General features: G+C 62.0%; 22 protein-coding genes. 11 read left to right on the top strand and 11 right to left on the bottom strand.

The genetic code is table 11. The features are described from left to right. Positions 1-11 precede the first annotated feature (11 nt). Together KF691_06110 and KF691_06105 are read left to right on the top strand one after the other, a co-directional pair. Positions 12-1,190, top strand: coding sequence for a hypothetical protein (locus KF691_06110; protein ID MBX3389013.1), 1,179 nt, complete (start codon positions 12-14; stop codon positions 1,188-1,190). Positions 1,191-1,403: 213 nt separating this feature from the next. After that, positions 1,404-3,617, top strand: coding sequence for a hypothetical protein (locus KF691_06105; protein MBX3389012.1), 2,214 nt, complete (start codon positions 1,404-1,406; stop codon positions 3,615-3,617). Positions 3,618-3,667: 50 nt separating this feature from the next. On the opposite strand, the gene KF691_06100 is transcribed toward KF691_06105, so the two are convergent. After that, positions 3,668-4,786 (bottom strand): Gfo/Idh/MocA family oxidoreductase, encoded by a 1,119-nt coding sequence (locus KF691_06100; GenBank protein ID MBX3389011.1) that lies wholly within the window; start codon positions 4,784-4,786, stop codon positions 3,668-3,670. A gap of 125 nt (positions 4,787-4,911) precedes the next feature. On the opposite strand from KF691_06100, the gene KF691_06095 reads away from it, so the two are divergent. Continuing rightward, entirely contained in the window at positions 4,912-5,274 is a 363-nt protein-coding gene (locus KF691_06095; GenBank protein ID MBX3389010.1) for an STAS/SEC14 domain-containing protein, read from the top strand. 54 nt (positions 5,275-5,328) lie between these two features. On the opposite strand, the gene KF691_06090 is transcribed toward KF691_06095, so the two are convergent. Next, complete coding sequence (locus tag KF691_06090) at positions 5,329-5,793, bottom strand: flagellar protein FliS (GenBank protein MBX3389009.1); 465 nt, start codon at positions 5,791-5,793, stop codon at positions 5,329-5,331. A gap of 52 nt (positions 5,794-5,845) precedes the next feature. Continuing rightward, positions 5,846-8,701 carry a flagellar filament capping protein FliD gene (fliD, locus tag KF691_06085; protein ID MBX3389008.1) on the bottom strand — a complete coding sequence of 952 codons (2,856 nt, stop codon included), beginning with the start codon at positions 8,699-8,701 and terminating at the stop codon, positions 5,846-5,848. Between the two features lie 309 nt (positions 8,702-9,010). Between fliD and KF691_06080 the strand changes: the two genes are divergently transcribed. Beyond that, positions 9,011-9,868, top strand: coding sequence for a hypothetical protein (locus tag KF691_06080; protein MBX3389007.1), 858 nt, complete (start codon positions 9,011-9,013; stop codon positions 9,866-9,868). On the opposite strand, the gene KF691_06075 is transcribed toward KF691_06080, so the two are convergent. Further along, positions 9,837-10,733, bottom strand: a complete 897-nt coding sequence (locus tag KF691_06075; GenBank protein MBX3389006.1) for an aldehyde dehydrogenase family protein — start codon at positions 10,731-10,733, stop codon at positions 9,837-9,839. The genes KF691_06080 and KF691_06075 overlap by 32 nt on opposite strands. Continuing rightward, positions 10,730-11,176 (bottom strand): GNAT family N-acetyltransferase, encoded by a 447-nt coding sequence (locus tag KF691_06070; protein MBX3389005.1) that lies wholly within the window; start codon positions 11,174-11,176, stop codon positions 10,730-10,732. The genes KF691_06075 and KF691_06070 overlap by 4 nt, the downstream gene beginning before the upstream one ends. Here KF691_06070 and KF691_06065 point away from each other — a divergent pair. Both KF691_06065 and KF691_06060 read left to right on the top strand, forming a co-directional pair. After that, on the top strand, positions 11,165-12,640 hold the full coding sequence (locus KF691_06065; protein MBX3389004.1) for a phosphoglycerate kinase: 1,476 nt from the start codon (positions 11,165-11,167) through the stop codon (positions 12,638-12,640). The genes KF691_06070 and KF691_06065 overlap by 12 nt on opposite strands. A gap of 148 nt (positions 12,641-12,788) precedes the next feature. Next, positions 12,789-13,397 carry a hypothetical protein gene (locus tag KF691_06060; GenBank protein MBX3389003.1) on the top strand — a complete coding sequence of 203 codons (609 nt, stop codon included), beginning with the start codon at positions 12,789-12,791 and terminating at the stop codon, positions 13,395-13,397. A 179-nt stretch (positions 13,398-13,576) separates the two neighbouring features. Here KF691_06060 and KF691_06055 read toward each other — a convergent pair whose 3' ends face one another. Together KF691_06055 and KF691_06050 are read right to left on the bottom strand one after the other, a co-directional pair. Next, on the bottom strand, positions 13,577-14,185 hold the full coding sequence (locus tag KF691_06055) for a dihydrofolate reductase family protein (protein ID MBX3389002.1): 609 nt from the start codon (positions 14,183-14,185) through the stop codon (positions 13,577-13,579). 59 nt (positions 14,186-14,244) lie between these two features. Then, a complete protein-coding gene (locus KF691_06050) occupies positions 14,245-14,817 on the bottom strand; it encodes a hypothetical protein (GenBank protein MBX3389001.1) in 573 nt (190 codons plus the stop codon). Between the two features lie 412 nt (positions 14,818-15,229). On the opposite strand from KF691_06050, the gene KF691_06045 reads away from it, so the two are divergent. The 3 genes from KF691_06045 to KF691_06035 all read left to right on the top strand — a co-directional run bounded on the left by KF691_06045 (position 15,230) and on the right by KF691_06035 (position 17,092). Continuing rightward, positions 15,230-15,589, top strand: a complete 360-nt coding sequence (locus tag KF691_06045; GenBank protein ID MBX3389000.1) for a hypothetical protein — start codon at positions 15,230-15,232, stop codon at positions 15,587-15,589. Positions 15,590-15,794: 205 nt separating this feature from the next. Continuing rightward, the gene (locus KF691_06040) at positions 15,795-16,508 is read left to right on the top strand and encodes a DNA alkylation repair protein (protein MBX3388999.1); all 714 of its coding nucleotides are present in this window, start codon (positions 15,795-15,797) and stop codon (positions 16,506-16,508) included. A gap of 170 nt (positions 16,509-16,678) precedes the next feature. Continuing rightward, complete coding sequence (locus tag KF691_06035) at positions 16,679-17,092, top strand: hypothetical protein (GenBank protein MBX3388998.1); 414 nt, start codon at positions 16,679-16,681, stop codon at positions 17,090-17,092. 34 nt (positions 17,093-17,126) lie between these two features. Here the strand turns inward: KF691_06035 and KF691_06030 are convergent, their stop codons facing one another. Both KF691_06030 and mutL read right to left on the bottom strand, forming a co-directional pair. Then, on the bottom strand, positions 17,127-17,720 hold the full coding sequence (locus tag KF691_06030) for a nucleotidyltransferase family protein (GenBank protein ID MBX3388997.1): 594 nt from the start codon (positions 17,718-17,720) through the stop codon (positions 17,127-17,129). 38 nt (positions 17,721-17,758) lie between these two features. Beyond that, positions 17,759-19,780 carry a DNA mismatch repair endonuclease MutL gene (mutL, locus tag KF691_06025; GenBank protein ID MBX3388996.1) on the bottom strand — a complete coding sequence of 674 codons (2,022 nt, stop codon included), beginning with the start codon at positions 19,778-19,780 and terminating at the stop codon, positions 17,759-17,761. Positions 19,781-20,025: 245 nt separating this feature from the next. On the opposite strand from mutL, the gene KF691_06020 reads away from it, so the two are divergent. Then, positions 20,026-20,436 carry an HIT family protein gene (locus KF691_06020; GenBank protein MBX3388995.1) on the top strand — a complete coding sequence of 137 codons (411 nt, stop codon included), beginning with the start codon at positions 20,026-20,028 and terminating at the stop codon, positions 20,434-20,436. On the opposite strand, the gene KF691_06015 is transcribed toward KF691_06020, so the two are convergent. Both KF691_06015 and nadC read right to left on the bottom strand, forming a co-directional pair. Then, entirely contained in the window at positions 20,433-21,260 is an 828-nt protein-coding gene (locus KF691_06015; GenBank protein ID MBX3388994.1) for a biotin--[acetyl-CoA-carboxylase] ligase, read from the bottom strand. The two genes, KF691_06020 and KF691_06015, sit on opposite strands and share 4 nt — an antisense overlap. 24 nt (positions 21,261-21,284) lie before the next feature. Then, positions 21,285-22,238 (bottom strand): carboxylating nicotinate-nucleotide diphosphorylase, encoded by a 954-nt coding sequence (nadC, locus tag KF691_06010; protein MBX3388993.1) that lies wholly within the window; start codon positions 22,236-22,238, stop codon positions 21,285-21,287. 83 nt (positions 22,239-22,321) lie between these two features. On the opposite strand from nadC, the gene KF691_06005 reads away from it, so the two are divergent. Further along, positions 22,322-23,107: an enoyl-ACP reductase gene (locus KF691_06005; protein MBX3388992.1), complete on the top strand. Its 786-nt coding sequence runs from the start codon at positions 22,322-22,324 to the stop codon at positions 23,105-23,107. Positions 23,108-23,168 lie beyond the last annotated feature (61 nt).

The following is a 23,168-nucleotide window of genomic DNA, read 5'->3' as shown; positions in this document are numbered from 1 at the left end:
ATCCTGATCCTGTGGCCAAGAAACCGTCCAAACCCAAAGCGCAGGCGAACCTGAAGTCGCTCGCCGAGCCGCCCGCCGCGGCACAGCGCCAGCATCCTGTGCCGGTGTCGTTTTCCGAAATTCTCGGTCAGGATCGCGCGCTCAAAGTCCTCACCGACGCCATCCGCTCGGGACGCGTCCACCACGCCTGGATCTTCCATGGACCGTCCGGCATCGGCAAGTTCACCGCCGCGCTCGCGTTCGCGGCACTCATTCTCGACGACACGACCAAGGTCAAGGGCGATCAGGCCGCCGTGGCATCCGATTCGCGCGTCAAACACCTGCTCGCCTCAGGCACGCACCCCGATCTCCACATCATCACAAAGGAACTCGCGCGATTCAGCGATGATGCGCAGGTGCGCGAACGCAAGCTCATCACAATCCCGCGCGATGTCATCGATACGCACCTCATCGCGCCCGCGGCACTTGCCGCGTCGCTCCCCGGTGGTCTCGCGTCAAAAGTCTTCATCATCGACGAGGCCGAACTGCTCGATCGCTCTCCAAACAACGCGCCGACCCAGAACGCGATCCTGAAAACGCTCGAAGAACCTCCGCCCGGCACCGTCATCATCCTCGTCACCACGAGCCCGGATCGCCTGCTCACAACCATCCGCAGTCGCTCGCAGCAGGTCGCCTTCGCGCCGCTGCCCGATGCCGCGATGAAGCAGTGGCTCGACGAACACAAACGCACGCTCGATCCGCCGATCGACGCCGACGATCTCCCCATCCTCCAGTCATTTGCTTCGGGCTCGCCGGGCGAATTGCTCATCGCCCACACCGGCAATCTCGCAAGCTGGTCGCGCGCCCTCGATCCACTGCTCGCCCAATGCGATTCGGGCAAGTACGCACCCGCCCTCGGCCCGACCATGGCCAAGCTCGTCGATGAGTGGGCCGCATCGGTCGTCGAAAAGGACAAGCAGGCCAGCAAGGACGCCGCCAATCGCGCCGGCGCCGAACTCATGTTTCGCCTGCTCTCGCAGCGCGCCCGAGTTCAGCTCCGAAAGAACATCGGCATGCCCGAACGCCACCTCGGCGCGATCAACTCCATCCGCGAAGCCGAGCGCCAGCTCGACGCCGGGGTACAGGCGCAGTTCGTGATGGAGTGGCTCTCGACCCAGCTCTCTTCGAGCTGCGACGCGATGCTGGTGTAGCCCCGCCGCGCCGGACGGGCCGGAAAGAGCTACACCCCCAAGTGGCCTCTCCGGGTTACACGCCGTTGCCGACACGAAACCCCAGCCAGTTGCGGCAATCCCAACGGATGCACGCCCATTCTTCACAAAGCTTCAACAGCTTTGCGCTTGCAAATTCGACCTCGAGCCTGTATTCTGAAGACACTGAAGACGGGACTTTTCGGAGTCTCGTTTATGTCCACTCTATTTCGCAGGGTCGTGATCGCGGCAATCGTGGGTAGTTCGGCGGGCCTAAGCGCCTTTGCCGATGAAGTGTCACGCGCCAGCCTCTCAAACGTCCCGATCAAGTCAATCGGCCAAACGCCTCATGGCGGAAGCGACACGTTTGGCGATCGCGCGTACAGCGTGCTTGTCTACGACAACCTGACGTCTTTGTTTTCCCACAGCTTCTTCAACGCCACACTTTGCTCGCATCTGCTCGAAGATGTCAATTTCACGCCCGGGCCTTACGGCAGCTCGTTCGTCGGCGATCGCGCCCTGACAGCCATGGGTTTCGCATTCAACGTCTCCGGTGCCAGCACAGCGCCGTTCGATTTTCGATTTAGCTTCTACCGACCGAGCCAAGTGACGTTCGCAGGGTTTGGCGGTGCCGGAACAAGCATGATCGACCCGGGCGCCGTGCCGTATCACACGATTACGATCACCGAATTCGAAACCGTCTGCGGGGGCATTACACAGTCAACATGGTTGGTCTTTCCCTCCGCCGTAAGTGTTCCCGCCGGCGATTCGTCTCTCTGGCTTGACGCCGCGATCGTTGAGCCCGGCACACCGGGGTCCTCGCCATTGACGAGCACGAATCTCTTTCAACTGAACAAGACGACCGCGGCCGTTTCTTTCGTGCTCGGCTCGGCTTCGAACGCGATGGGTCCGGCGTTTACCGGTTCTCAAACCGCGGCCGCCCTCTCCGCCGCATCCAATCCCGCCAACATCGGCTACACCAGCGCGATGTACGGTCGCGACGGCAACTTCGATGCGATATTCACCGGATCGCTCACAGTGTCCAACACGGGCTCGAGCGAGCTCCGCTATTCGGTCAGCAACTCGGGCAGCAGCGGTCGTACAAACGCGCTCTCGCTCGCGTTCACGGGCATCGCTTCCCCTCCGCCGGCGGTCCCCGCAACCAGCATCAACGGCCCCAACGGCTTTCTTCCAGACGGAGTTTCGAGCGTCAGTGGCAGCCTGACGTCTTCCGAGAAATACAAGTGGTACAAATTCAACACGAAGAACCAGATCAGCTACGCCGAGGCGACCTTTCTTGATGTGGATACCGAGGGCTCGCAAACTCCCACGGCCTTCGCGCTGTACAGCGCCGATTCCACCTTGTTTGAGCTCTCCATGGGAAGGGGCGACGGACCTGATTCCAATCGACCGTCCGAACTAGACAATCAACAAATGTCGTTCGGCGTTGCCCGGCGCCCCGGCGTGGGCTCGGGAGTCCAATACGCCGGGCAAGAAGGCAACCTCCCCGCCGGCGAATTCTACCTCGCCGTGGCGCTCGGGGGATCGGGATTCGGCGACGGTTGGAACGTGCTACCCGTCGATCCCATCACGCCGAAGTCTTACTCGCTCAATTTCAACAACAACAATCAGAAGACGATCAGCGCGCCTCCCGCGGTTGCGCCGACGATTTCGGATGGCGCCGATCTGGCGATCCTCCGAGGTGAGCCGCAATCAACCACTGAGCTGAGTGTTGGTCCGCGTGAAGTCGAGTTCGTTCGGTTCTCGCTGACGAATCCGCTGCCGTCCACAGGCCAATTCAATCAGAGCGACAACTCGCCTCTCTCGGACGTGACATTCCTCGATGTGACCCAGCCCGGATCTTCTGTTGCGGGCGAATGGAATTTCGCGCTCTACAACAACGGCGGTTCTCTCGCGAACAGCACGAGCATCAGCTACGCGGGAGCGGGCTACAACGGGAACAACGGCGGCGGCGACGGCCCCTCCGGCTGCGGCGGCACGTTCGCTCAGCTTTCCTACGGCATCGCCCCGAGCCGCGGCTATCCGCCCCCCCACTGGTTGCAGAGCACTCTCGGATTGCCCCTCAACAATCAGAACGGGTCTTCGCTTCCGGCCGATCAGTACTATCTCGCTGTCTCGCTGGGAGATGCCCACTTTGCGAATGAACGCTGGGGCGCCCGCAGCTCGCGGACAAGCTCCCTCACCGCGGTGCTGACGATCGGCAGCGACAACCGCGGCCCGTCGATCGCCTGCCCGGCCGACTTCAACGGCGACGGCGGCGTCGACGACACCGACTTCACCTTCTTCGCCAAGTACTACAACGACCTCACGAATCCTGCCGGCGACATCGACGGTTCCAACGACGGCCTGACCGATGACAGCGATTTCGCCGTCTTTGTCGGCGCGTACGACACCCTCGTCTGCTTCTGAACGGTTCACGCTCTTTGGGGTACGGAGCGGGCCCGTGAAAGGGCCCGCTTTCATTTTTGCTTGCCGCACTGACTTCGCGCCGCATCGAGAATCTCAACCGCCGTCACATTCATCTCCAGGCTCGAGAGCGGATCGACAGGGCATTCGCCGCGGACGACCTGCCGCAAATAGACCCACTCGTTCTCGAATCCCGTCGGTGCCGGCTTGATCGGTTTCGGCTCGCCGTTCTCGGTGCGGACCGACAGTTGATCCCATTTCTCCGCGTGCAAACTCCCTTTTTCCGTGTAGAAATCGGCTTCCTTGTTGTCGTGCGTCCACGCCCACGAGGCCTCAATGATCGCCGTCGCGTTGTGAGGCGGACCGTATGTCAGCACGATCGTCGCATCGTCATCGACCCTCGGATAGACATCCGGTTTCAGTGTCGCCGCGCTCGCGACCACGCTTGTCGGTTTCGCCCCGTCCATCAGCCACGTCGAGAGGATCGCGCCGTAGCAGCCGAAGTCGACGATCGCGCCGCCTCCGTTCTGTTCGGGGTTGGCCAACCAAGCGAGAAACTCCGGCGAGCACCCGATCTCCTTCGGCCCTTTGTGCCCGTGCCGGAAAACCATCTTCCGCAGCGGCGACATCTCGCCCGATTCAATCATCTTTTTCGCTTCACGCAGCGAGGCGTACCAGCTCGTCTCGTAATTCGTCAGGACGAGCACGCCGTACTTGTTCGCGAGCTCCGCGATCTGTTTCGCATCCGAGTTCGAGAACGCGAGCGGCTTTTCAACCATCACGTGGATGCCGCGCGGCGCGCACGCCTCGACCGCGGGCAGATGATCCTTGATCGAACTCATCACGCTCACGGCTTCTGGCTTCGTCTCGTCGAGCATCTTCTCGATCGAGTCATACCGCAGCGCCGAGTCGATCTTGTACTTCGCGCTCAACCGATCGAAGAGCGCCGTGTTCGGTTCGTAGATTCCCACAATCTTGATGTCTTGGCGCTGCGAAGCCTGCCACAGCAAACCTTCCACATGCCCGTGAACAAATCCGATGATGCCGATGCGGAGCGGGCCTGTGTTCGTGGAGTACTTCACCGGCCCATTCTCCGGCACCAACTCAGCCATTGGAACTTGCGAGAAAGCAATGAAAGAAACCAGCAGCAGCAGCAGAAATCTGTGGATCATGCGGCAGAAGCGTAACTCCGCAAACCCCTCGTTTCCGACTCCGCTCTTGGAACCGGCCACATAAAATAATCCGCTGCTCCGCCGCGGACGACTCCCGTTTTTCTCGCCAAGCTAAAGGAGCCCGCATGCTCAGCCATTCGCTCGATACGAGTTCGGGAATCCTGTATCTCCGCCCCGGCGCGCCGCTCGAAAAGGAAGACTTCAAAAAGCTCGCTCGGGAGGTCGATCCGCTCATCGAAAAGCGCGGCAGCCTCGCCGGTATCCTGATCGAAGCGCCGGAATTCCCCGGCTGGGAAAGCTTCGGCGCGCTCGCGGCACACCTGCGCTTCGTCCGCGATCACCACGAGCACGTGAAGAAGATCGCCGTGGTGACGGATTCGTCACTGGGCGCGTTCGCCGAGCGAATCGCGTCGCACTTTGTGGCCGCAACGATCCGGCATTTTCCCGCGGGCAGTGCCGCGGAAGCCGAACGCTGGATCACGTCGTGATCGGCCGCGCTCTGGTTTTCGTGGTTGGCTCGAGCGATCAATCGCGTTTCTTCATCAGCCTTCGACGCTGAACGGACCGGAGCCCGGCTCGCCTTCCGGCAGGGAATCAGCAACAGCGCGTTCGACACCGGCTTTCTCTGCCGCCACTTTTTCCATCAACAGCACCCAGGTTTCGCGCTCGTATTCGAGCAGGCCGATGACCTCGTCGAATTTCTCGACGCTCTTCTCAAAGCTCGCCTCGGTCAGCCGGACGTAGAAAAACGTGTAGAGCGATCGAACACGCTCGGCAAGATCGGGGTTCGGCGCGCTCTGCACGCCGGTGATCAACTCGACGATGATGTTGCGGGCGTTGTCGGTGCCGCTGAACACCTGCTCGAAATTACGCGCAAGCAAGCCCTCCCTGGCCTGCATCACGAATTTGATCGCTCCCTCGAGCAGAAGAAGGCGGAGTTCTTCGCGCGAGGCCGTCATGACCCGCGTCCGCAAATACGAATTGGCGCTGTGGGTGGCGACGCTCATTGGTCCGACTTCATCGTCTCCCGACGGATTGGACTTCAATCCGTCCGCATTTCTACTTGTTCAAACCCGAGAGCGCGGTCTGCTGCTGCTGCAACTGGCCGATTGCCTGCTCCATCCGGAGGAACTGGGCCTGGAGAACCGTTCGTTTGGCGGCCAATTGGCGGTCGATCGCCGCGATCCGCGTGTTCTGCGCGGTGACCTGTTCATCCAGTGTCTTTTTCCGCAGCGTGAGCGTGCCGCTGATCGAATCCAGCATGCTCTTCGTGAATTCCTCGAGTTTGCCGGCAAGACCAAGCTGCGTGAACGTGAGTTTGCCGCTGGTGTCCTTCACCGTGATGTTGTCGTTTCCGTTGACCGTGCTCGTCCCCGAGTTCGGGTCGACCACGCGTGCCGACACGAGCGCCTTGACCGACGCGGGGTCTTCCGCCATCGCGGCACGGAACGCGTCTTTGTCAAAGGTCACTGTGCCGCCGGTTCCGATCTTGAATCCGACCTGCGCGAGCGACTGATACTTCCCGCTGACACCCTGGGGTGAACTCTGGATCAGGCTGAATAACTGGCTGCGCACGTTGAGCGCCGTCGCGTCACCGAGCAGCGGTCCTGCCTTTTTCGTGTCGGTGTCGTAGCCGCTCTGCGAGTTGATGCTGGTGACGACGGAATTGAACGCGTCGGCCATGTCGCCGAGCGCCTTCTCGAGTCCGGCGCTGTCGCGCTGCACGCTGACGTTGACAAGGCTGGTGCTGGTGCCCTTGAGATCGATCTTCACGCCGGAGACGACGTTGTCGAGCGTGTTGCTCGAGCTGGTGAGCAGGACCGATTTCGCGAGGTCCGTGCCGCCATAGAACACCCGTGCGTTCTCGCCCGCGTCGAGGGTCTTGAGCCCGAGATCGAGCGCCGACGAATCGACAACGAACCGCCCGTCACGCCCCGAAGTGCTGCTGAACAGGCTCAGCTGGTACGGCGTCGCGCCCGAACCTGTCTGCACGATCGCGGCCTTGACGCTGCCGCCCGAGGCGTTGATCTTGTCCACGAGACTCTGGAGCGTGTCGGTCGCGGTGAGCGTGATCTTCTTGCGACTCGTGCCGTCGATCTTGTTGTCTGCGCCCGTTCCGCTCGCGGTTCCCGCGATCGACAGGTCTTTCGCGAGGGTGCCCTTGGTATCTTCGATCTTGATCTTGGAGAGCCCGGTGCCGGATGCCGCGGTGTCGGTGATCAGGATTCCGTCGCCCGTGGAGTTGATCGAGGCTTTGATCGCAAGATTCGAGCTGTTGATCTGCGCGATGAGATCACCGACGGACTTGTTGATCGTGGGGTCGTACGAGACGGTCGCGACGGCGCCGGTCGCATCGGTGATGCGCATCGTTCCGGCGGAGAGAGTGCCGCCCGGTACCAGCGTCGTCAGCAGGGTTCCCGTGCCGATCACGGCGCGACCAAGATCAGATCCATTGACGATGCCGCTCGCGACGGCGCCCGCCGAGATTCCAAGCGACGCCGCCGTGTCCGCGCCGGGGGTGCCGCCAATGGTCAGCCCGCCGCCGCCCCCGACGAGGTCTTTGACGACGAGGCCGAGCCCGTTTTCGCTTAGTCCGACCGATACGCGCTTCTGACCGCCGGAGATCGACGCCGTTTCGATCTGCGCCGCGATCTCGCTCAGCGTCGCGCCCTTATCGATCGTGACGCTGAAACTCGAGAGGTCGCCGAGAATGAAGTCGATATTGCCGTCGCCCGAGATCCCTGTACCTCCGTTGAGGCTCGAGCCGAGCGCCGAGTTGATGCCGCTGGCGATGCGCGTACCCGTCAGCGTTCCGGTCGCGCTGCCGAGCAAACCGAGATCGCGCGCCGCGGTGCCGCTGGCGACCTCGGAACCGGTGATCGTGCCGCCGAGCGAGTCGACGATCTTCAGCCGCTTTCCATCGGAGTCAATCGACGCGGCGATACCGGTCAGCCCCTTGGCGGCGAACGCGTCGTTGATGCGTTTGAGCGCGCCGCCCAGCGTTGAAACGGGCCCTTCGAGCACGGTATCGGCGGGCTTCACCTCGCCGAGGTTGACGTTCACCAGCGTGACGGATCCGCCGCGATCGACCTTCAGCGTCACATCCGAGCGGCCCGGCCCGGAGGAATTCGAGAGATTGATCCCGCGCCCGTCGTTGAGCGAAGCGAGGAGCGTGTTGCTCGAGATGCTCCGCAGTGAAGAACCGGTGATCGTTCCGGTCCCCTGACCGAGAATGCCCAGGCTCGCGGCGGTCGTGCCGGAGGACTCGGCGACTCTCAACTGGCCCACGCCGGCGGCGCCGTCGGTCAACACGAGCTTGTCATCCACGACCTTTGCCGTCACCTTCGCATTGCCGTTGTTGTTGATCGCGTCGAGCACGTCGCTGACGTAGGCGGCTTTGCTGAGATCGATGGTTGCGCTGGATCCGGCGGAATCGGTCAGAACGATCTTGCCGCGATTGATCCCGGCGCCGTCGTTCAGATCGGCGAGGGCCGTGTCCCCGTCGAGCCTCGACTTCGCAGAAACCAGCGAGATGGTCCCCGCGCCCACGGCCGTCGAAGTCTTGTCGGCAAAGCCGCGGCTGAGCAACTGCTGCGAACTCACCAGCCGATCGACGAGAAACGAATAGGTTCCCGCGGCGGCGGTGACGCTCGCGCTCGCCCCGATCACCTTGTCGTCGCTCGATGTCGCCGCGTTGTTGTCGAATGGGTTGGCGGTCCGGAACTTTTCAACCGCGGTGCGCAGGGCGGAGAGCCTCGAATTGATTCCGAGGATCGCGGCGGTCTGCGACTGGAGCTGCGCAACCCGCTGCTGGATGATGGTCTTGGGCTGCGCATCAATGGCCAGCAACTGGCTGATAATCGAGCCGCTGTCGATTCCGCTGAAAATGCCGACGCCACTGGTGATCGTGCCCATTTCGACTCCCTTCCGCGCGGAGCGCCGCGAGCGCGCTCTTCCTCTGAATATCGACCGATTCCGGACCGATTCCGACCCGAACCGGGCTTTCGAACCCGCGGCGCAATCGCGCAGATGTTGCCGACCGCGGCGCGCGAAAAGGCCCTTCCTCGCGAAAGGTCGCAAACCACGTTCCATGTCGAAGAATCCCGCCCACAAAGACCGAACAAACTTTCGCCGATGTCCGATCCTTACCGGAACTTACGATCCCGAGATTCGGCGTGAGCGATTGGTCACGTGCGCGGATGTACTGTCGCGGTTTGCTTCACTATGACACCTCCCCCAAGCATTCGATTGGCCGTCGCGATCCTGAGCTCTCTTGTTCTCTTGAGCGTGCTCGCCACGGTCGGCGCCGCCATCTTCATGGCTCCCCAGGTTTCGTGGGCGCTCATTGGGTTTGAGTGCTTGACTCTGCTGGCAGCCCTCTTCGGTCTCGCGGCGGCGGCCGGCCGATTCAGCGACGGTCCCGGGCTCGCGCTCGCGTGCGTCGCGGGCACGGTTCTCGCCGGCTCGATGTTCGGCTATCTGGGCACAACCGGCCAGATCGGCGATTGGAAGATGCACTCCTGGCTGATCGGACGTGTGACGGTCGCCGGTCTGCTCGGCGTGCTCGCGGCGTGGGCGGTGCTGCGTCGCACGCGCGGCGCGCTCGCGCTCGCGCTTCGCGGCGCGGTCTACACCGGCGCCGCGATCGGATTCGTCGGCATTCTCTCGCTTTTCGGCGGGGAGATTCGGCCGGCGGGCGGTGGCGGCAAGTTTGTCGGACATGCCGCGTGCGCGATTGCTGTGCTCGGCGCGATCCCGGCCTGCGTGCTTTTCGCCCTGATCACCATGGGCACCAAGAGCAAGCCCGACGACACGATCCCGAAGTGGATGCGTCTGTTCGGCCAGCTCTCTTATCCGATCGTTGCAGGCGCCCTGCTGTTTGTGACCGCGGGTCACATGACGACGACCCTGACCGGCCCGCACGAGGTCGCGCGGCTCTCGCTGCTCACGGCGCTCGCGATGGTGCTCACCGGTCTGCTGTGCGCCGGAATCCACACCATCGTGCAGGCGTTCGCGTCGTGCTCGCTGCCCGACCCCGATGCTCCGGCATTCACGCCGACGCAGGGTGCCACATCGTCTTGAAGTCGATGAGCGGTTCGATCCGCCACGGGCTGTGCGCATCCGATGTATCGAGCCAGTCGGGAACCGTGCGCACGACCACACGCTTGATGTTCTCCGCTGCGCCCATTTTCAGCGTGCTCGTCTCTTCCACGGTCATGTTCGCGGCGTGAATCGCATCGATATCCCGGTGCGCCGCGATGATCGGCAGCAACTCAGAACGCACACCCGTCAGAATGTTGAGTACGCCGCCGGGCACATCGCCGGTCGCACACGCTTCCGCAAAGACCGCGGCAGGAACCGGATTCTTCTCGCTCGCGAGCGCAACCACCGAATTACCCGCGCAAAGCGCTGGCGCAATCAGAGAAACAAAGGCGAGCAAGGGCGCTTCATCGGGCGCGAGCACCGCGACAACGCCGGAAGGCTCGGGCGCCGTGAAGTTGTAATACGGTCCCGCGACCGGGTTGTTGCAGCCGAGCACCTGCGCGTACTTGTCCGCCCAACCGGCGAAACAGATCAGCCGATCGATCGATGCGAGCACTTCTTCTTCTGCGCCGATGCCCTTCGCGCTCTTCTTCTTCGTGCCGACAGCCTCGATCGCCTCGACGAGCTCTCGCTTCTTGCCTTCGAGCATCTCCGCGATGCGGTACAGAATCTGCCCGCGGAGATACGCCGTCGCGCCCGCCCAACCCGGCTGCGCCTTGCGCGCCGCCTCGACCGCCTCGCGCAAATCCTTTCGGCTCGCCTTGCACAGATGCGCGAAGACGCTTCCCTTCCTACCCCCGCCCCCACCCGACTCAACAATCATCGTGCGCCCCGATTCGGTGCGCGGGAATTTGCCGTCGATATAGAGTTTGTACGTCTTGAGGACATCGAGCCGGTTACTCATGGCGTCTGCTCCGTGCCCAGATCGTATTCAAACTCCACATCGTCGCGCATCGGAATCCCGTACGCCCCGATCGCCGGGATTTCGGGCTTCTCGCGACGGGCGTCGTCCATGGCTCCGGGATAGATGCGGACAAATCGCCAGCCCCGGCGCTGATAGAGCCGCATCGCATCCAGATTGTCGTTGCTCGTCGTCAGCACCAGCTTCGAGCACCGAGCCTCGCGCGCGCTTTGCATGAACTCCGCCAGCAACACCGACCCTACACCGCCCCGGGTCGCCTGCGATGCCAGCGCCACAAGTTCGCATTCCGCCCCCGGTCGCATTTCCGTGTGAATCGCGATGCCCACGCGCGCATCACCCCGCCAAGCGACAAGCCCCGGAAGCACCATCGTGTCGATCCACTTCCGCCGCGAACTGACGGTCGGACTCGCAAAATGTTCCGTCAAAAACCCACGCTGCCATGCGCGATCTTCCTCGACGATTCCTCGCACGTTCAACTGCACGCAAGCCTGACTCTCGCCCGATCCGCCGGTCATGCCCAATTGTTGCTGCTCTCTGCATCCGCATTCAGATTTCGGGTTCCCCGCGCATTCACCCGAATCTTCCATCCCTCCGCGAAACTCTGCCAGCTCTGCGCCTCCGCGTTCTCTCTCTTCCGCGCTATCCTCAAACGCCAGCAATTCGGAGTGCTTCCCGTGCCGAAGAAAAACATCGCATCCGTCGACGTCAAAAACAAGAAAGTCCTCGTCCGCGTCGACTTCAACATCCCCATCGAAGACGGACATATCACCGACGATCGGCGCATCCGTGCCGCGCTCCCGACCATCAAGTCGGTTCTCGACCGCGGCGGCAGCACGATCCTCATGTCTCACCTCGGCCGCCCCGAAGGCAAGGGCTTCGAAGCCGAATACTCGCTCGCACCCGTCGCCAAGCGCCTTTCCGAACTCTTGAGCAAGCCCGTCGCGTTCCCATCGAACGACTGCGTCGATGACAAGGCTGCCGCGGCAGTCAAATCGATGAAGCCCGGCGATGTCGTGCTCCTCGACAACCTCCGTTTCCACAAGGCTGAAAAGAAGGGCGACCCGGCGTTCGCCGCCAAACTCGCCGCCTACGCCGACGTCTACGTCAATGATGCTTTCGGCACCTGCCACCGCCCCGAGGCCTCGATGGTCGCCGTGCCGCAGGCCCTGGGCTCAAAGCCCAAGGTCGTCGGCTTCCTCGTCGAGAAAGAGATCAAATACCTCGACGGCGTTCTCGCTTCTCCGGCCAAGCCCTTCGTTGTCGTCTTGGGCGGCGCCAAGGTCAGCGACAAGATGCCCGCAATCGAACGTCTCCTTCCCATGGCGAGCGCCGTCATCGTCGGCGGCGCGATGGCCTACACCTTCCTCAAGGCCAAAGGCGTGAAGGTCGGCAAGAGCCGCGTCGAAGAAGACAAGCTCAGCGAAGCCCAGCGCGCCATTGAGCTCGCGACCAAGACCGGCGCGGCGCTCCACCTCCCCACCGATCACATCTGCGCGACCGAGTTCAACGAGAACGCCTCCGACATCAAGACTTTCACCAACGAAACCGGCATTGGCGAGAACTACATGGGCCTCGACATCGGCCCCAAAACGCAAGCCACGTACGCCGACATCCTCAAGAAGGCCAAGACCGTCGTCTGGAACGGGCCCATGGGCGTCTTCGAATGGCCCAAGTTCGCCGGCGGCACAAAGGCCGTGGCGCTCGCCATCGTCGAAGCCACCGCCAAGAACGGCTGCACCAGCATCGTCGGCGGCGGCGACTCTGCCGCGGCAGTTGAGCAGTTCGATCTCGCGGAAAAGTTCAGCCACGTCTCCACCGGCGGCGGTGCGTCACTCGAAATGCTCGAGGGCAAGAAGTTTGAGAGCGTGGCGGTTTTGGACGAGGCGTGAGGTCCAATCGAACGGGTCGCCGCTATTTCATTAGATCGGATCTCTTCAACAACGGTGATCTAACAGGCTGTTGAAATTCTGATTGTGCCTACTGCGCCGACGCATTGCAGACAACTTTCTGGCCCTCAGACCCGGGTCGCGAGGGTAGATGGCGGTTCGAAATTGCGACTGGTTGGAGTTTTTCAACAGCCTGCTAAGAGTTTCGGCGAGGCCGGAAATGCCCGAAAGTGCGGCAAGTTGCCCTTGGTGCTTCTACGACATCGACGGACTCGCTCCGGACGCGCGTTGTCCCGAGTGCGGTGGAAAGGCCGATGGGGCGGCGCGCGTACGGGCTTCGGCGAGCCGCCGAAAAATGACGACGGCAGGCTATTTCTGGGTTTTCCTAATCGCGGCCGCATCGATCGCGCTGACTTGGCCAGGTGATTCCACACCTTGGGTTCTCGCAGGATTGACAACTTCGGCCCTCGGAGGTCTGCTTGCGATGTTGGCGTTCAAACCTTCGCCGTCCGTCCGCTTCGAAACGCGATCGTTCTGGGCAGGACCGATTTGCGGCATGGCTGCGCATATTTTCCTTTTGTCCGCCATCACTTTGGTGCGCGCAATCGGGCAAGCGATTGCCGAGGTGTTACATCCACACTTAGACCTGCAATGGAAAACAATCGTGATTTTCGGTGGATCGGCGATGACGTCCGTACTCAGTTTGATGAGCATTCTTTGGCTGTGCAAGCCTCGGACGGGAACGATTCCGCCTTCCTGAGTCGGTCTATGCGCGGCAATCTCGTCGATGTGCAGCAGGTTGTCCGCGACCCCTGGCTCCATTCTCGCCATGAGCGCGCCGGTCATCTCTTTACTTTCGAGCGCGAACTGATTCGCGCGAAGGAAATCTGCCCTTGTCAGCACATTGGCCCGACCAGAAAATTGCCCACCGAACCGGATCTATCTGGATTGCTTCCCAACCATCTCTGTTTGCAGCTTCCCGACATATCTGTACGTATTCATGAGGACGCCCGTCGGTGTCGTCTTCGTGCTCACAAGCTCAAGCCCCTGCGGCCCTCCACTCTCTGAAAAACATCGTTTGCCCCCGCCCAACAAGATCGGATAGACGAACAGCACGACCTCTTCGACAAGCCCCGCTTCGAGCAGCACCGAAGTCAGCGTCGAACTCCCCCACACAATCAGATCCGGCCCTTCTTTCGACTTCACACGCCCCGCGCCCGCAACGATGTCCGCGCCGAGTCCCTCGGCCGGACCCCACGCAAGACTCTCCGGCCGGTGCGTCGCGACATATTTCGTCGCGCCGTTGATCCGATCCGCAAACAGGCCTCCCTTGATCTTCGGCCAGTATCCCGCCCACAAGTCGTACGTGCGCCGGCCGAGCAGCAGATCGAATTTCTCTCCCTGTGCCGCGGCAACGGCTTCCGCGCCGCCCGCACTCCGATACGGCGCGGTCCATCCGCCGTGCACGTACTCCTTGTCATCATCCGGTCCGCCCGGCGCGATCACGCCGTCCACCGAAATGTGCTCGAGGATCCTGATCTTCCTCATGCGCCGTTCCCTTCGATGCACCCATCAATCGCTTCGGCGGGACGCTCTCGCCGGCGCACTCACCTCGGCCACATCCACGCGAAGATCGCGCCCGTGATCAGCCCGAAGACGATTCCATCGATCCAGTCCATCGCCATCGCACGCCGCTTTTTTTGAAACCACACATCGTGCGGAAAAGTCGCGAAGCAATACGCCAGGATCCCGGCCGTCCCCGCGATCTGAAAAACCTTTCCAACGCTCGCGCCCCGACCGAGCGACTCCCACGTCAGATACGCAATCGCCGCGCTCGTCACCAGATAAAACAAGAATGTCAGAAGCATGTTCAAGCCCATGTTCGTCGGCGCCCACACACGAAGCAGGCCCTGCGGATGCCTGTCGTAGAGCGCTTTGAGCGCATCCATCCGCTCCTCCCGCGGCAGCGCATCGTGCTGACAAAAATCCGGAAACCCATAATTCCCCGGCCGGATGTTCAGCCGCGTGATCGTGTCCATGAACTCCTGCTCGCGCCCATCCGGAATCGCGTCGCGATCCTTCTTGTGGTGCCCGATCGCCATCCACGCGATGAAGCTGGCGATCCAAACCCCGACGCCCGAAACAAGAATCGGAAGCCACAGGTGCGTGAGAGAATCCATGTGGGTCTCCTCTGAAGACCGGCGGCATCGCAAGCAATGCCGCGTGCACTTTGCGATCACGGTGATCACTCCGATCTCCGCGATGACCGAATCATCGTACAGCATCGCCGGGAAAACTCGCCAGGACAGCAGATTCCCCGACATCAGTCGACCTTCAAACTCAGCCGCGCCCGCGGCGAAGTAGACTTCCGCGGCTTCAATCTTCCGGACAAACCGCATGTCTAGTCCCGTTCCCTCCCCAGATCCGCTCCGCGCGTTCTTACGCAAGCGTCTCTCTCTCGAGCGACTCCAGCGCATTGCAAGCGCCGACTACGGCAGAGATGCCGGCTCGATTGCCGCGGAGTTCAAGCACAACCTCGATACAGGAAAGTACGCCTACGCGGGTGATGGCAATCCGTACGAATGCGCGCTCTTGCAGACTCACGACGAGACTCCAGATCGCCCACTCAACGAACTTTTTGGCGCATGGTGGCTCGGCACATTCTGTTCTGAACCAGAACATTTCGTGCTCATCGACAATCTGGTCCCAAGCGGCGTTGGCTCCCTGCTCTACATGCTCGTTCGAGGCAGCGCCGAGCTCGGACCGGAGTCAGCCCTAGCCGCGCAAGCCGCACTCCCATTTGTAAAGTTCTTGCACGCACGAACCCCATTCGCGGATGAAGCTGCATTTGCCGAAGCAATCGGTGCTCTGGAAACGATCGAACGTTTCGGCTCCGCCGGCTCCGATGCGTGGCAGTTCCAAGTGTTCATGAAGAAATTTGACAAGGAATGAAGAGCAACCGCGTGCTCGCCTGCACCGGACTCTGGCAGCCGGTCCAGCTTGTCCGATGCGCCACGTTCCTCCATTTTCGCCCATGACATGGGCGCCCGGCCTTTGCCAGAGGCGCAGCCTCTGGTCAAGCTCTCTCCATCCCATCTCCGCCCGTGAAACGGGCGCGCGTACCTCCACTCTCGCACCCACGCAATAAACTCCCCTCATGCCCACCACGACCTCTCCCACCTCCCCCACCATCAAACAACTCCTCGCCGAACTCGAATCCAAAGGCGAAGAAGCCCGGCGCAAACACAACGCCAAGAACGGCGCGCCCAAGAACCAGTTCGGCGTGAAGCACGGCGACATCCGCGCCATCGCCAAGAAGATCAAGGCGAAGCCCGACGAGAAGCATGCGCTCGCGCTCGAACTCTGGAAAACCGGCAACGTTGACGCTCAGTTCCTTGCGTGTCTGCTTCTCAATCCCAAGTCGCTCTCCGCTTCGGAAGTGGACACTCTCACCCGGGCCACGACCTTCGCCCACGTCGCCGATTGGTTCAACTCCTACATCGTCGCGCAGCACGCGGACAAGGACGCGCTGCGAAAGAAGTGGATGAAGGACAAAAGCCCGCGCAATCCCTGGGCCGCGCGCGCCGGTTGGCACTTCACCGCCAGCGCCATCAACAAGGGAACGAGCGAAGACGACCCCGAGGCCTTGCTCAAACGCATCGACAAAGAACTCGCCAAGGCCAAGCCCGAAATCCAGTGGACCATGAACAACACGCTCGCCGCCATCGGCATCAAGCACGCCAACCTCCGCAAATGCGCTGTTGCCATCGGCGAAAGAGTCAGTCTCTACAAAGATTGGCCCGTCTCCAAGGGTTGCATCATCCCCTACGTGCCGGTGTGGGTCGATGCGATGGTGAAGCGAAAGAAGTGAGCAGCAATGCCGCACACGATCGCGCGCTTCTGCGCGGGCGGATGTTCCTGGAGTCGAAGAGTTTGCCTTGCACCACGTTTGTGCTTCCCCGCATACTAAACAGGTGATTGCTCGCTCCCCAACTGCCTCGATCACAGACTTACCAACCGGCCGAATGTAACATCCGCGGCGTGAACTGCACCGAGTGCGGCTACAACCTCGACGGAGTCCCGTCAACTCCATATTGCCCCGAGTGCGGCGCCGGACGCAATGCCGCGGCAATTCTCGAGGCCAAACAAAGACGCGACTCTCTCGCCGAACTCGCCCTTTGGGGCAGTGCCGCGCTCGGAATCGTCGCCACATTCTCTGCATTCATTTTGCCGTTCGCGCCGTGGCTCGTCCTCTTCGCGGGTATTCTCGCCAACCTCGTCCTCGCTGTTCTCATCGAGCGCGCCGGAAAGCTCGCACGCGAACACAGCAGCGCCATCTTCCGTTTCGTCCGCTCCGCCGGAGTCTGCGTTTTCCGCATCGCCGCGATGTGGTTTATCTGCGGCATGAGCGGCGCGATCCTCCGAATCGCGTGGGACTTCTTTCATTCGTACTGAGCAACAGATTTCGGGATTCAGCGAACACTCGAACTCATCCGTCCGGCGTGTCCAACAACGACTGCAGCCTCTTGGCCATCTCGCCGGGCAATCTCGAAATCCATGCCGCATCCACCAGCCCGACTCCGATGAGGTCGCGCAGATGAGTTCGATCCTTGTCGCGAAATGCAGTCAGCTTGATGCGCACCAAGGCCTCGAGATTGATCACCCGAAAATCACCAAGATCGGTAGATTCCTCCACGCCCGGATTCGGCGCGGGTTCCCCGGCTCGCACGATTTCGTTCGCAAAAACCAAGTGCACCGCATCGCGTGGACTCGATGCACCCTGATCCAAAAACAGTTCAAGACCCGCTGCCCGCCGATATGTGAAACCCGCGGCTTCAAGACTCGCCTTCACACGATTGAAATCACTGCGCCGAACAAGCAGATCAACATCCTGCGTGTTTCGCACGGCGGCCTGATCCACGGTAGCAACCCAAGTTGCGACCGCATTGCCGCCAACGACCGCGTAATCGATGTTCGCCGCGCGCAGCGTCGCACAAGCTTTGAGAAGTCGATTTCGAACCTGTTCCACCGCGTCCACCATCCGCTGAAGGAGGAAAGAAGAATGAGGAAGCGACGTCGTCACGCTGAATCATATGAAACAATTCCAGCCTGCGGAACAGATCACGCCCTCCCGAACAGCCGCTCCAATTCCCTGATCGTCAGCCGCACCGTCGTCGGCCGTCCGTGCGGGCAGTTGCTCGACCGCTCCACCGCTTCGCGCAGGCGCAGCAATTCATCGAGTTCCAGATCCGAAAGGTGATCCCCCGCCTTGATCGCCGCCTTGCACGCCATCATGTCGAGCACATCGCGGAGCAGACGCTCGTTCGATGTCGGGTTTGGGATGTCGGATGTCGGATGGGAAGGCGCCGCTGCTTTCGCCGACGGGCGCTCGTCACCTTCCTCGTTTTCATCCGTCAGCGAGAACAAATCCGCCATGAACTCGATCGGATCGACATTCCGCGAGAAGAGAAAACTCGGGAACGACCGCACCGCGATCGATCGCGGCCCCGCCGGCTCGGCGTCTACGCCGATGCGCTCGAGCAAGGGCTTCATCTCTTCCAGCCGGCCGAGTTGGTCCGCCGTCGCGTCGATCAGCGCCGGAGTCAGCAGCGTCTGCGATTCCAGGTTTCCCCGTCCCACCCGAGCGAGCAGCGCCTCGAACATCACCCGCTCATGCAGCGCATGCTGATCGACGATCACAACCCCCTGATCGTCCTGCGTCACGACGTACGAGTTGTGCACCTGCAGAATGCGATCCACGCGCTTGGGCGAATAGACCTCACCTTCCGGCGCGGAAGTCGAACTCGCGTGCGCAGCTTGCCCATTTGCCTGCGCATCCAACGGCGCATCGGACTGCGCGCCGTTGCCATCCGCCGCCGCGACAGCGGGGGCGCTCTGCGGAATGGTCCTCAGCGGGAACGTGAGCTGATCGACGCCCGGCGTAAACCGCCGCAGGTATTCGACAAATGCCTCGGTCTGCGCCGGTCCGTTCGTTTGGTTTGTCAGGTGCGCCGGTTGCTGAAACGGCGAGGGCATGATCGCGGTCGGGTGCTTCACCTCGAACGCGGCTGGCGCATTCCCGCCTCCCCCGCTTCCAGCCCCACTTCCACCAAAGAACGTCGGCGTGAGGTCCGCCGCCTTGAGCGCGCGGGAGATCGCGTGGTACACGACCGAGTGCACGAGGCTCGAATCGCGAAAGCGCACCTCGGCCTTGGTCGGGTGCACGTTCACATCGACCGCTTCGGGCGAGAGTTCGAGCATCAGCACGGCGGTCGGAAACCGCGAGGGCTCGATCAATCCGCGATACGCCTGCATGATCGCGTGCTGCACGGTTCGGTCGCGCACCGCGCGGCCGTTCACAAACACATGCTGGCTCTTGTTCGTCGCTCTCGCAATCGACGGAGTTCCAACCAGGCCCCAAAGCGACACCCCGCGCGAATCATGCTGATCCGACTGCACGACCAGCATCTCCGGCTCGAGTTCGCTCCCGAGCAGCGCAAGCGCACGTTCCTGCGGCGACTGATTCGGGGCCAGATCGAACACCATCTTTCCGTCGATACGGAGCACAAACCCGATCAGCGGATGCGCGAGCGCGATCGCCGTGAGCGTGTCGGCGCAGCGTCCCTGTTCGGTGCCGACCGTCTTCAGGAACTTGCGTCGTGCCGGTGTGTTGAAGAACAGATTCCGCACGCTCAGTGTCGTGCCGACCGGCGACGATGCGGGCGCAATCGGCTCGCGCGCTTCGCCCTCGCTCTTCAGTTCAAACGCTTCGTTCGAATCGGGCGTGCGCGAGCGGAGCGTCAGCCGCGAGACCGACGCGATCGATGCGAGGGCTTCGCCCCGAAACCCGAGCGTCGCGATCCGGTCGAGGTCTTCGAGCGTCCCGACTTTGCTCGTTGCATGCGGCGCGAGCGCGAGGGGCAGATCGTCTTTCGCGATGCCGCCGCCGTCGTCCGAAACGCGAACAAGCTCAATACCGCCCTGTTCGAGTTCAACTTCGATGCGCGTCGCGCCGGCGTCAATCGAGTTCTCGACCAGCTCTTTCACGACGCTCGCCGGGCGCTCCACAACCTCGCCCGCGGCAATCTGGCTCGCAACAAGAGGAGAAAGCGTCCGAATTGGGCGGGAAGCAGTCGCGGTCACGTTCCCATCGTAGTGAAAGGACCGGGCGAACGCGGAGAGGCAAAGTTTGGCGGAGTTGCGCGGAGAAAATGCCGCGGAACGGAGCATGGCAGAATTGATGCAACTCCCGATGGGCTCCGTGAGCAATCGCACGTTTCTTTCGCGAACATCCGCTTTCCCTCTACTCCATTCCCCTCCGCGAAACTCCGCTTTCTCCGCTCCTCCGCGTTCTCCCGTCTTTCACCGGCTTCGATTACTCTACTGCCATGACCATCTTCTCCAAAATCATCAAAGGCGAAATTCCCTCGCACAAGGTGTACGAAGACGACAAAGTCTTCGCGTTTCTCGACATCGGCCCGCTCAGCACCGGCCACACGCTCGTGATTCCCAAGGAAGCGGTCCCGACTCTCGATCGCCTGAGCGACGAATCTGCCGCGGCAATCGGTCGCGTGCTGCCACGCCTCTGCCGCGCCGTGATGAAGGCGACGGGCGCGAGCGACTACAACGTGCTGCAGAATAACGGCGCGAGCGCGCACCAGGTGGTGATGCACGTCCACTTCCACATCATCCCGAAGTTCGAGAACGAAGGACTCGGAATCGGCTGGAAGAGCAAATCGTTCGATCACGGCGCCGGCGCGGAACTCGCAAGGAAAATCGCCGGTTCAATCGATCGCTAGGCGTGCTCGTCGTGCACAAGCGCCGTCGTCAGCGACGGCAACTGCACGATTCCCTCCTTGGTTTCGATCTCGATATGGCTCGTCGGCTGGATCGAACGAACAAGCCCTTCGTAGCGCTTGCCCGCCTGGATCATGGTGCGGCGCGAGCCGACGAGAATGTCGAGCGCCGACCACTTCGCGCTGATCAATTCCGCGGACATCCGCAGCGCCTTCTGCATCTCCGCGATGAGCCTGAGCAAAACATCGAGTCGCGAGTCAGCCGAACCGAGTTGCCGAAGCGAAACCGCGCGCCCGGCAAGGGTCGCGGGAAAGTCGTCCGCATCGTGGCGCACATTGATGCCAAAGCCGACAAGCACAACTTTCCCCTGTTTTTCAACCAGGATGCCCGCGACTTTCCGCTGCTCGCCTTCCCGCTCGACCACGTCGTTCGGCCAACGCAGGCCGAGCACGCACGACTCCGCTATCGCCGGCGCACATGCACCGTGCGCCGCGAGCCCCGCGACCATCGAGAGCCTCGGCGGCGACAAGTCCGAACCGACGAGCGCGATGGTGGTCGCAAGACCAAGCCCGCGATCGGGCGCAGAATGCAGCGAGTCGTCGGGTGCGGAACCCTGAATCCAAACACGACCGAGCCGACCGCGCCCCGCGGTCTGGCGATCGGCGATGACGAGCGTGCCCCCGCTGTTGCCGGCGGCGGCACGCGCTGCTTCCTGCGTCGATCCCGTCTCGCGAAGAACGACGACACGCTGAATAAATGAAATCTCACGCGAGCGAATAAAGGATTCGATGGCGTCCTGCCAGGATTCGAGCGGAGGTTCCGTCATGGCGGATGAACAATGCTGAACGAATCAGGAAAAGTCAAGGCCGAGATCGATAATCGGCGCACTGTGCGTCAGGGCGCCGACGCTAATGCGGTCTACGCCTGCGCGGGCAACATCCGCGATCGTGCGAATGCTGATTCCGCCGGAAGCTTCGAGCGCGACTTGCGGTGCGAGTTCATCGCGCCAGCGCACGGCCATTTCGAGTGTCTTCGGCGCCATGTTATCGAGCAGGATGATGTCCGCGGCAGGACGATTGGCGATGCGCGCAAAGAGAACTTGCTCGAGCTGCGCGAGGGAATCGACTTCGATCTCGAAGAATCGCGGCCGGGGCTTGAGCTTGCTCGCTCTGCGTGCGGCGCGTTCCGTCCATTCGGTGAGTTCTTTGAGAGCTACGCCTGTGATGTGATTGTCTTTGATGAGCACGGCGTCGTAGAGACCGATGCGATGGCAATAGCCGCCACCGCAGCGCACCGCGTATTTCTCGAGGACGCGAAGGCCCGGGGTGGTCTTGCGGGTGTCGAGCAGCTTTGCGCGAACCGGCCCTTTGGAGCGCATCGCGCGGTCGTACTCGTGCGTGACGGTCGCGATACCTGCGAGGCGCGAGAGAAGATTGAGGAGCGTGCGCTCGAATGTAAGAATGTCCCGCGCGGGTCCTTCGAGCGTTCCCAGGGTCTGCCCCCGCTTGAACGCGGAGCCGTCGGCGACTCCCTTCGCCGCGCGGAACCGGATGCGCCTCGAAAACGCCTTCGCGAGAAACGGAATGCAGGCCAGACCGGCGATCACTCCCGGCTCGCGGGCACGGATGAACGCGCGCGCCCGTCCGGCGGAATCCGACGCGACGCGGCTCGTCACGTCGCGCGGTTTGCCCCGCTTGCCGAGATCTTCATCGCGCGCGATCGCGGCAAGGCGGCGCGTCGCCTCGGGCGCACCGAGCGCACGGAAAAGCGCCGGAAGAGAGAGCGTGTTGAAATCGCGGCTCACGCCCGAGCGTACGCCAAGTCCCGGCGCGCGACGCCCGGGGACGCGACTAAACTCGCTTGGGAAACTACGAAGGAGTTCTGCGAATGGGTCTTTTGAGCGGAAAAGTCGGGCTGATCATCGGTGTCGCGAACGAGCGTTCCTACGCGTGGCATATCGCCAAGAGCTTGTCCGAGCACGGTGCTACATGCGCTTTCACGCACCTTCCCGGAGAGAAAAACGAACGGCGCACCCGGCGCGCACTCGAGTCGCTCAATTTGCAGGATTCTTGGTGCTTCCCGCTCGAAGCCTCGAGCGACGAACAGATCGACGCGGCGTTCAGCGCCTACAGCGAGAAGTTCGACAAGATGAACTTCCTGATCCACTCGATCGCGTTCGCCGATCGCGAGTATCTCCAGCACGGCAAGTTCATAACGACCCCCCGCGCAGCCTATCTCTCGGCGATCGACATCTCGGCGTACACCCTCCTCGGATTCGCCCGGCGTGCGCACCCCATCATGCAGCGCTCCGGGGGCGGCAGCATCCTGTGTATGAGCTACTACGGCGCGGAAAAGGTGGTTCCGGGGTACAACGTCATGGGGGTCGCGAAATCGGCGCTCGAATCGACCGCACGCTACCTCGCGGCGGAACTCGGCGCGGACAAGATCCGCGTCAACAGCATCTCCGGCGGGTTCCTCCGCACGCTCGCGAGCAGTGCCGTCGCGGGGACCGACTCGATTTCCGAACACAACGCGGAGCGATCTCCCCTCCGGCGCAATGTCGAGGGCGCGGATGTCGGAAATACCGCGACGTTTCTCGTCAGCGATCTCGCGGCGGGGATCACCGGCGAAACTATCTACGTCGATTGCGGTGTGAACACGATCGGGGTATGAAGGGATTCCGGATTTCGGATTTCGGAATTTGCAATTCAACGGTCTTCGCTGGACGTGCCAT

It is taken from the genome of Phycisphaeraceae bacterium, from assembly GCA_019636555.1.
GTDB lineage: Bacteria > Planctomycetota > Phycisphaerae > Phycisphaerales > UBA1924 > JAFEBO01.
Note: the sequence above shows the minus strand (reverse complement) of the source record. Positions and strands in the feature narration are given on the sequence as shown.

What these genes read in the sequence shown, in the direction of transcription:
- KF691_06105 (MBX3389012.1), top strand. Translation starts at nt 1,404, where the DNA reads ATGTCCACTCTATTTCGCAGGGTCGTGATCGCGGCAATCGTGGGTAGT.
- KF691_06100 (MBX3389011.1), bottom strand. Translation starts at nt 4,786, where the DNA reads ATGATCCACAGATTTCTGCTGCTGCTGCTGGTTTCTTTCATTGCTTTC.
- KF691_06095 (MBX3389010.1), top strand. Translation starts at nt 4,912, where the DNA reads ATGCTCAGCCATTCGCTCGATACGAGTTCGGGAATCCTGTATCTCCGC.
- KF691_06090 (MBX3389009.1), bottom strand. Translation starts at nt 5,793, where the DNA reads ATGAGCGTCGCCACCCACAGCGCCAATTCGTATTTGCGGACGCGGGTC.
- fliD (MBX3389008.1), bottom strand. Translation starts at nt 8,701, where the DNA reads ATGGGCACGATCACCAGTGGCGTCGGCATTTTCAGCGGAATCGACAGC.
- KF691_06080 (MBX3389007.1), top strand. Translation starts at nt 9,011, where the DNA reads ATGACACCTCCCCCAAGCATTCGATTGGCCGTCGCGATCCTGAGCTCT.
- KF691_06075 (MBX3389006.1), bottom strand. Translation starts at nt 10,733, where the DNA reads ATGAGTAACCGGCTCGATGTCCTCAAGACGTACAAACTCTATATCGAC.
- KF691_06065 (MBX3389004.1), top strand. Translation starts at nt 11,165, where the DNA reads ATGTTCCGTCAAAAACCCACGCTGCCATGCGCGATCTTCCTCGACGAT.
- KF691_06060 (MBX3389003.1), top strand. Translation starts at nt 12,789, where the DNA reads ATGGCGGTTCGAAATTGCGACTGGTTGGAGTTTTTCAACAGCCTGCTA.
- KF691_06055 (MBX3389002.1), bottom strand. Translation starts at nt 14,185, where the DNA reads ATGAGGAAGATCAGGATCCTCGAGCACATTTCGGTGGACGGCGTGATC.
- KF691_06050 (MBX3389001.1), bottom strand. Translation starts at nt 14,817, where the DNA reads ATGGATTCTCTCACGCACCTGTGGCTTCCGATTCTTGTTTCGGGCGTC.
- KF691_06040 (MBX3388999.1), top strand. Translation starts at nt 15,795, where the DNA reads ATGCCCACCACGACCTCTCCCACCTCCCCCACCATCAAACAACTCCTC.
- KF691_06020 (MBX3388995.1), top strand. Translation starts at nt 20,026, where the DNA reads ATGACCATCTTCTCCAAAATCATCAAAGGCGAAATTCCCTCGCACAAG.
- KF691_06015 (MBX3388994.1), bottom strand. Translation starts at nt 21,260, where the DNA reads ATGACGGAACCTCCGCTCGAATCCTGGCAGGACGCCATCGAATCCTTT.
- KF691_06005 (MBX3388992.1), top strand. Translation starts at nt 22,322, where the DNA reads ATGGGTCTTTTGAGCGGAAAAGTCGGGCTGATCATCGGTGTCGCGAAC.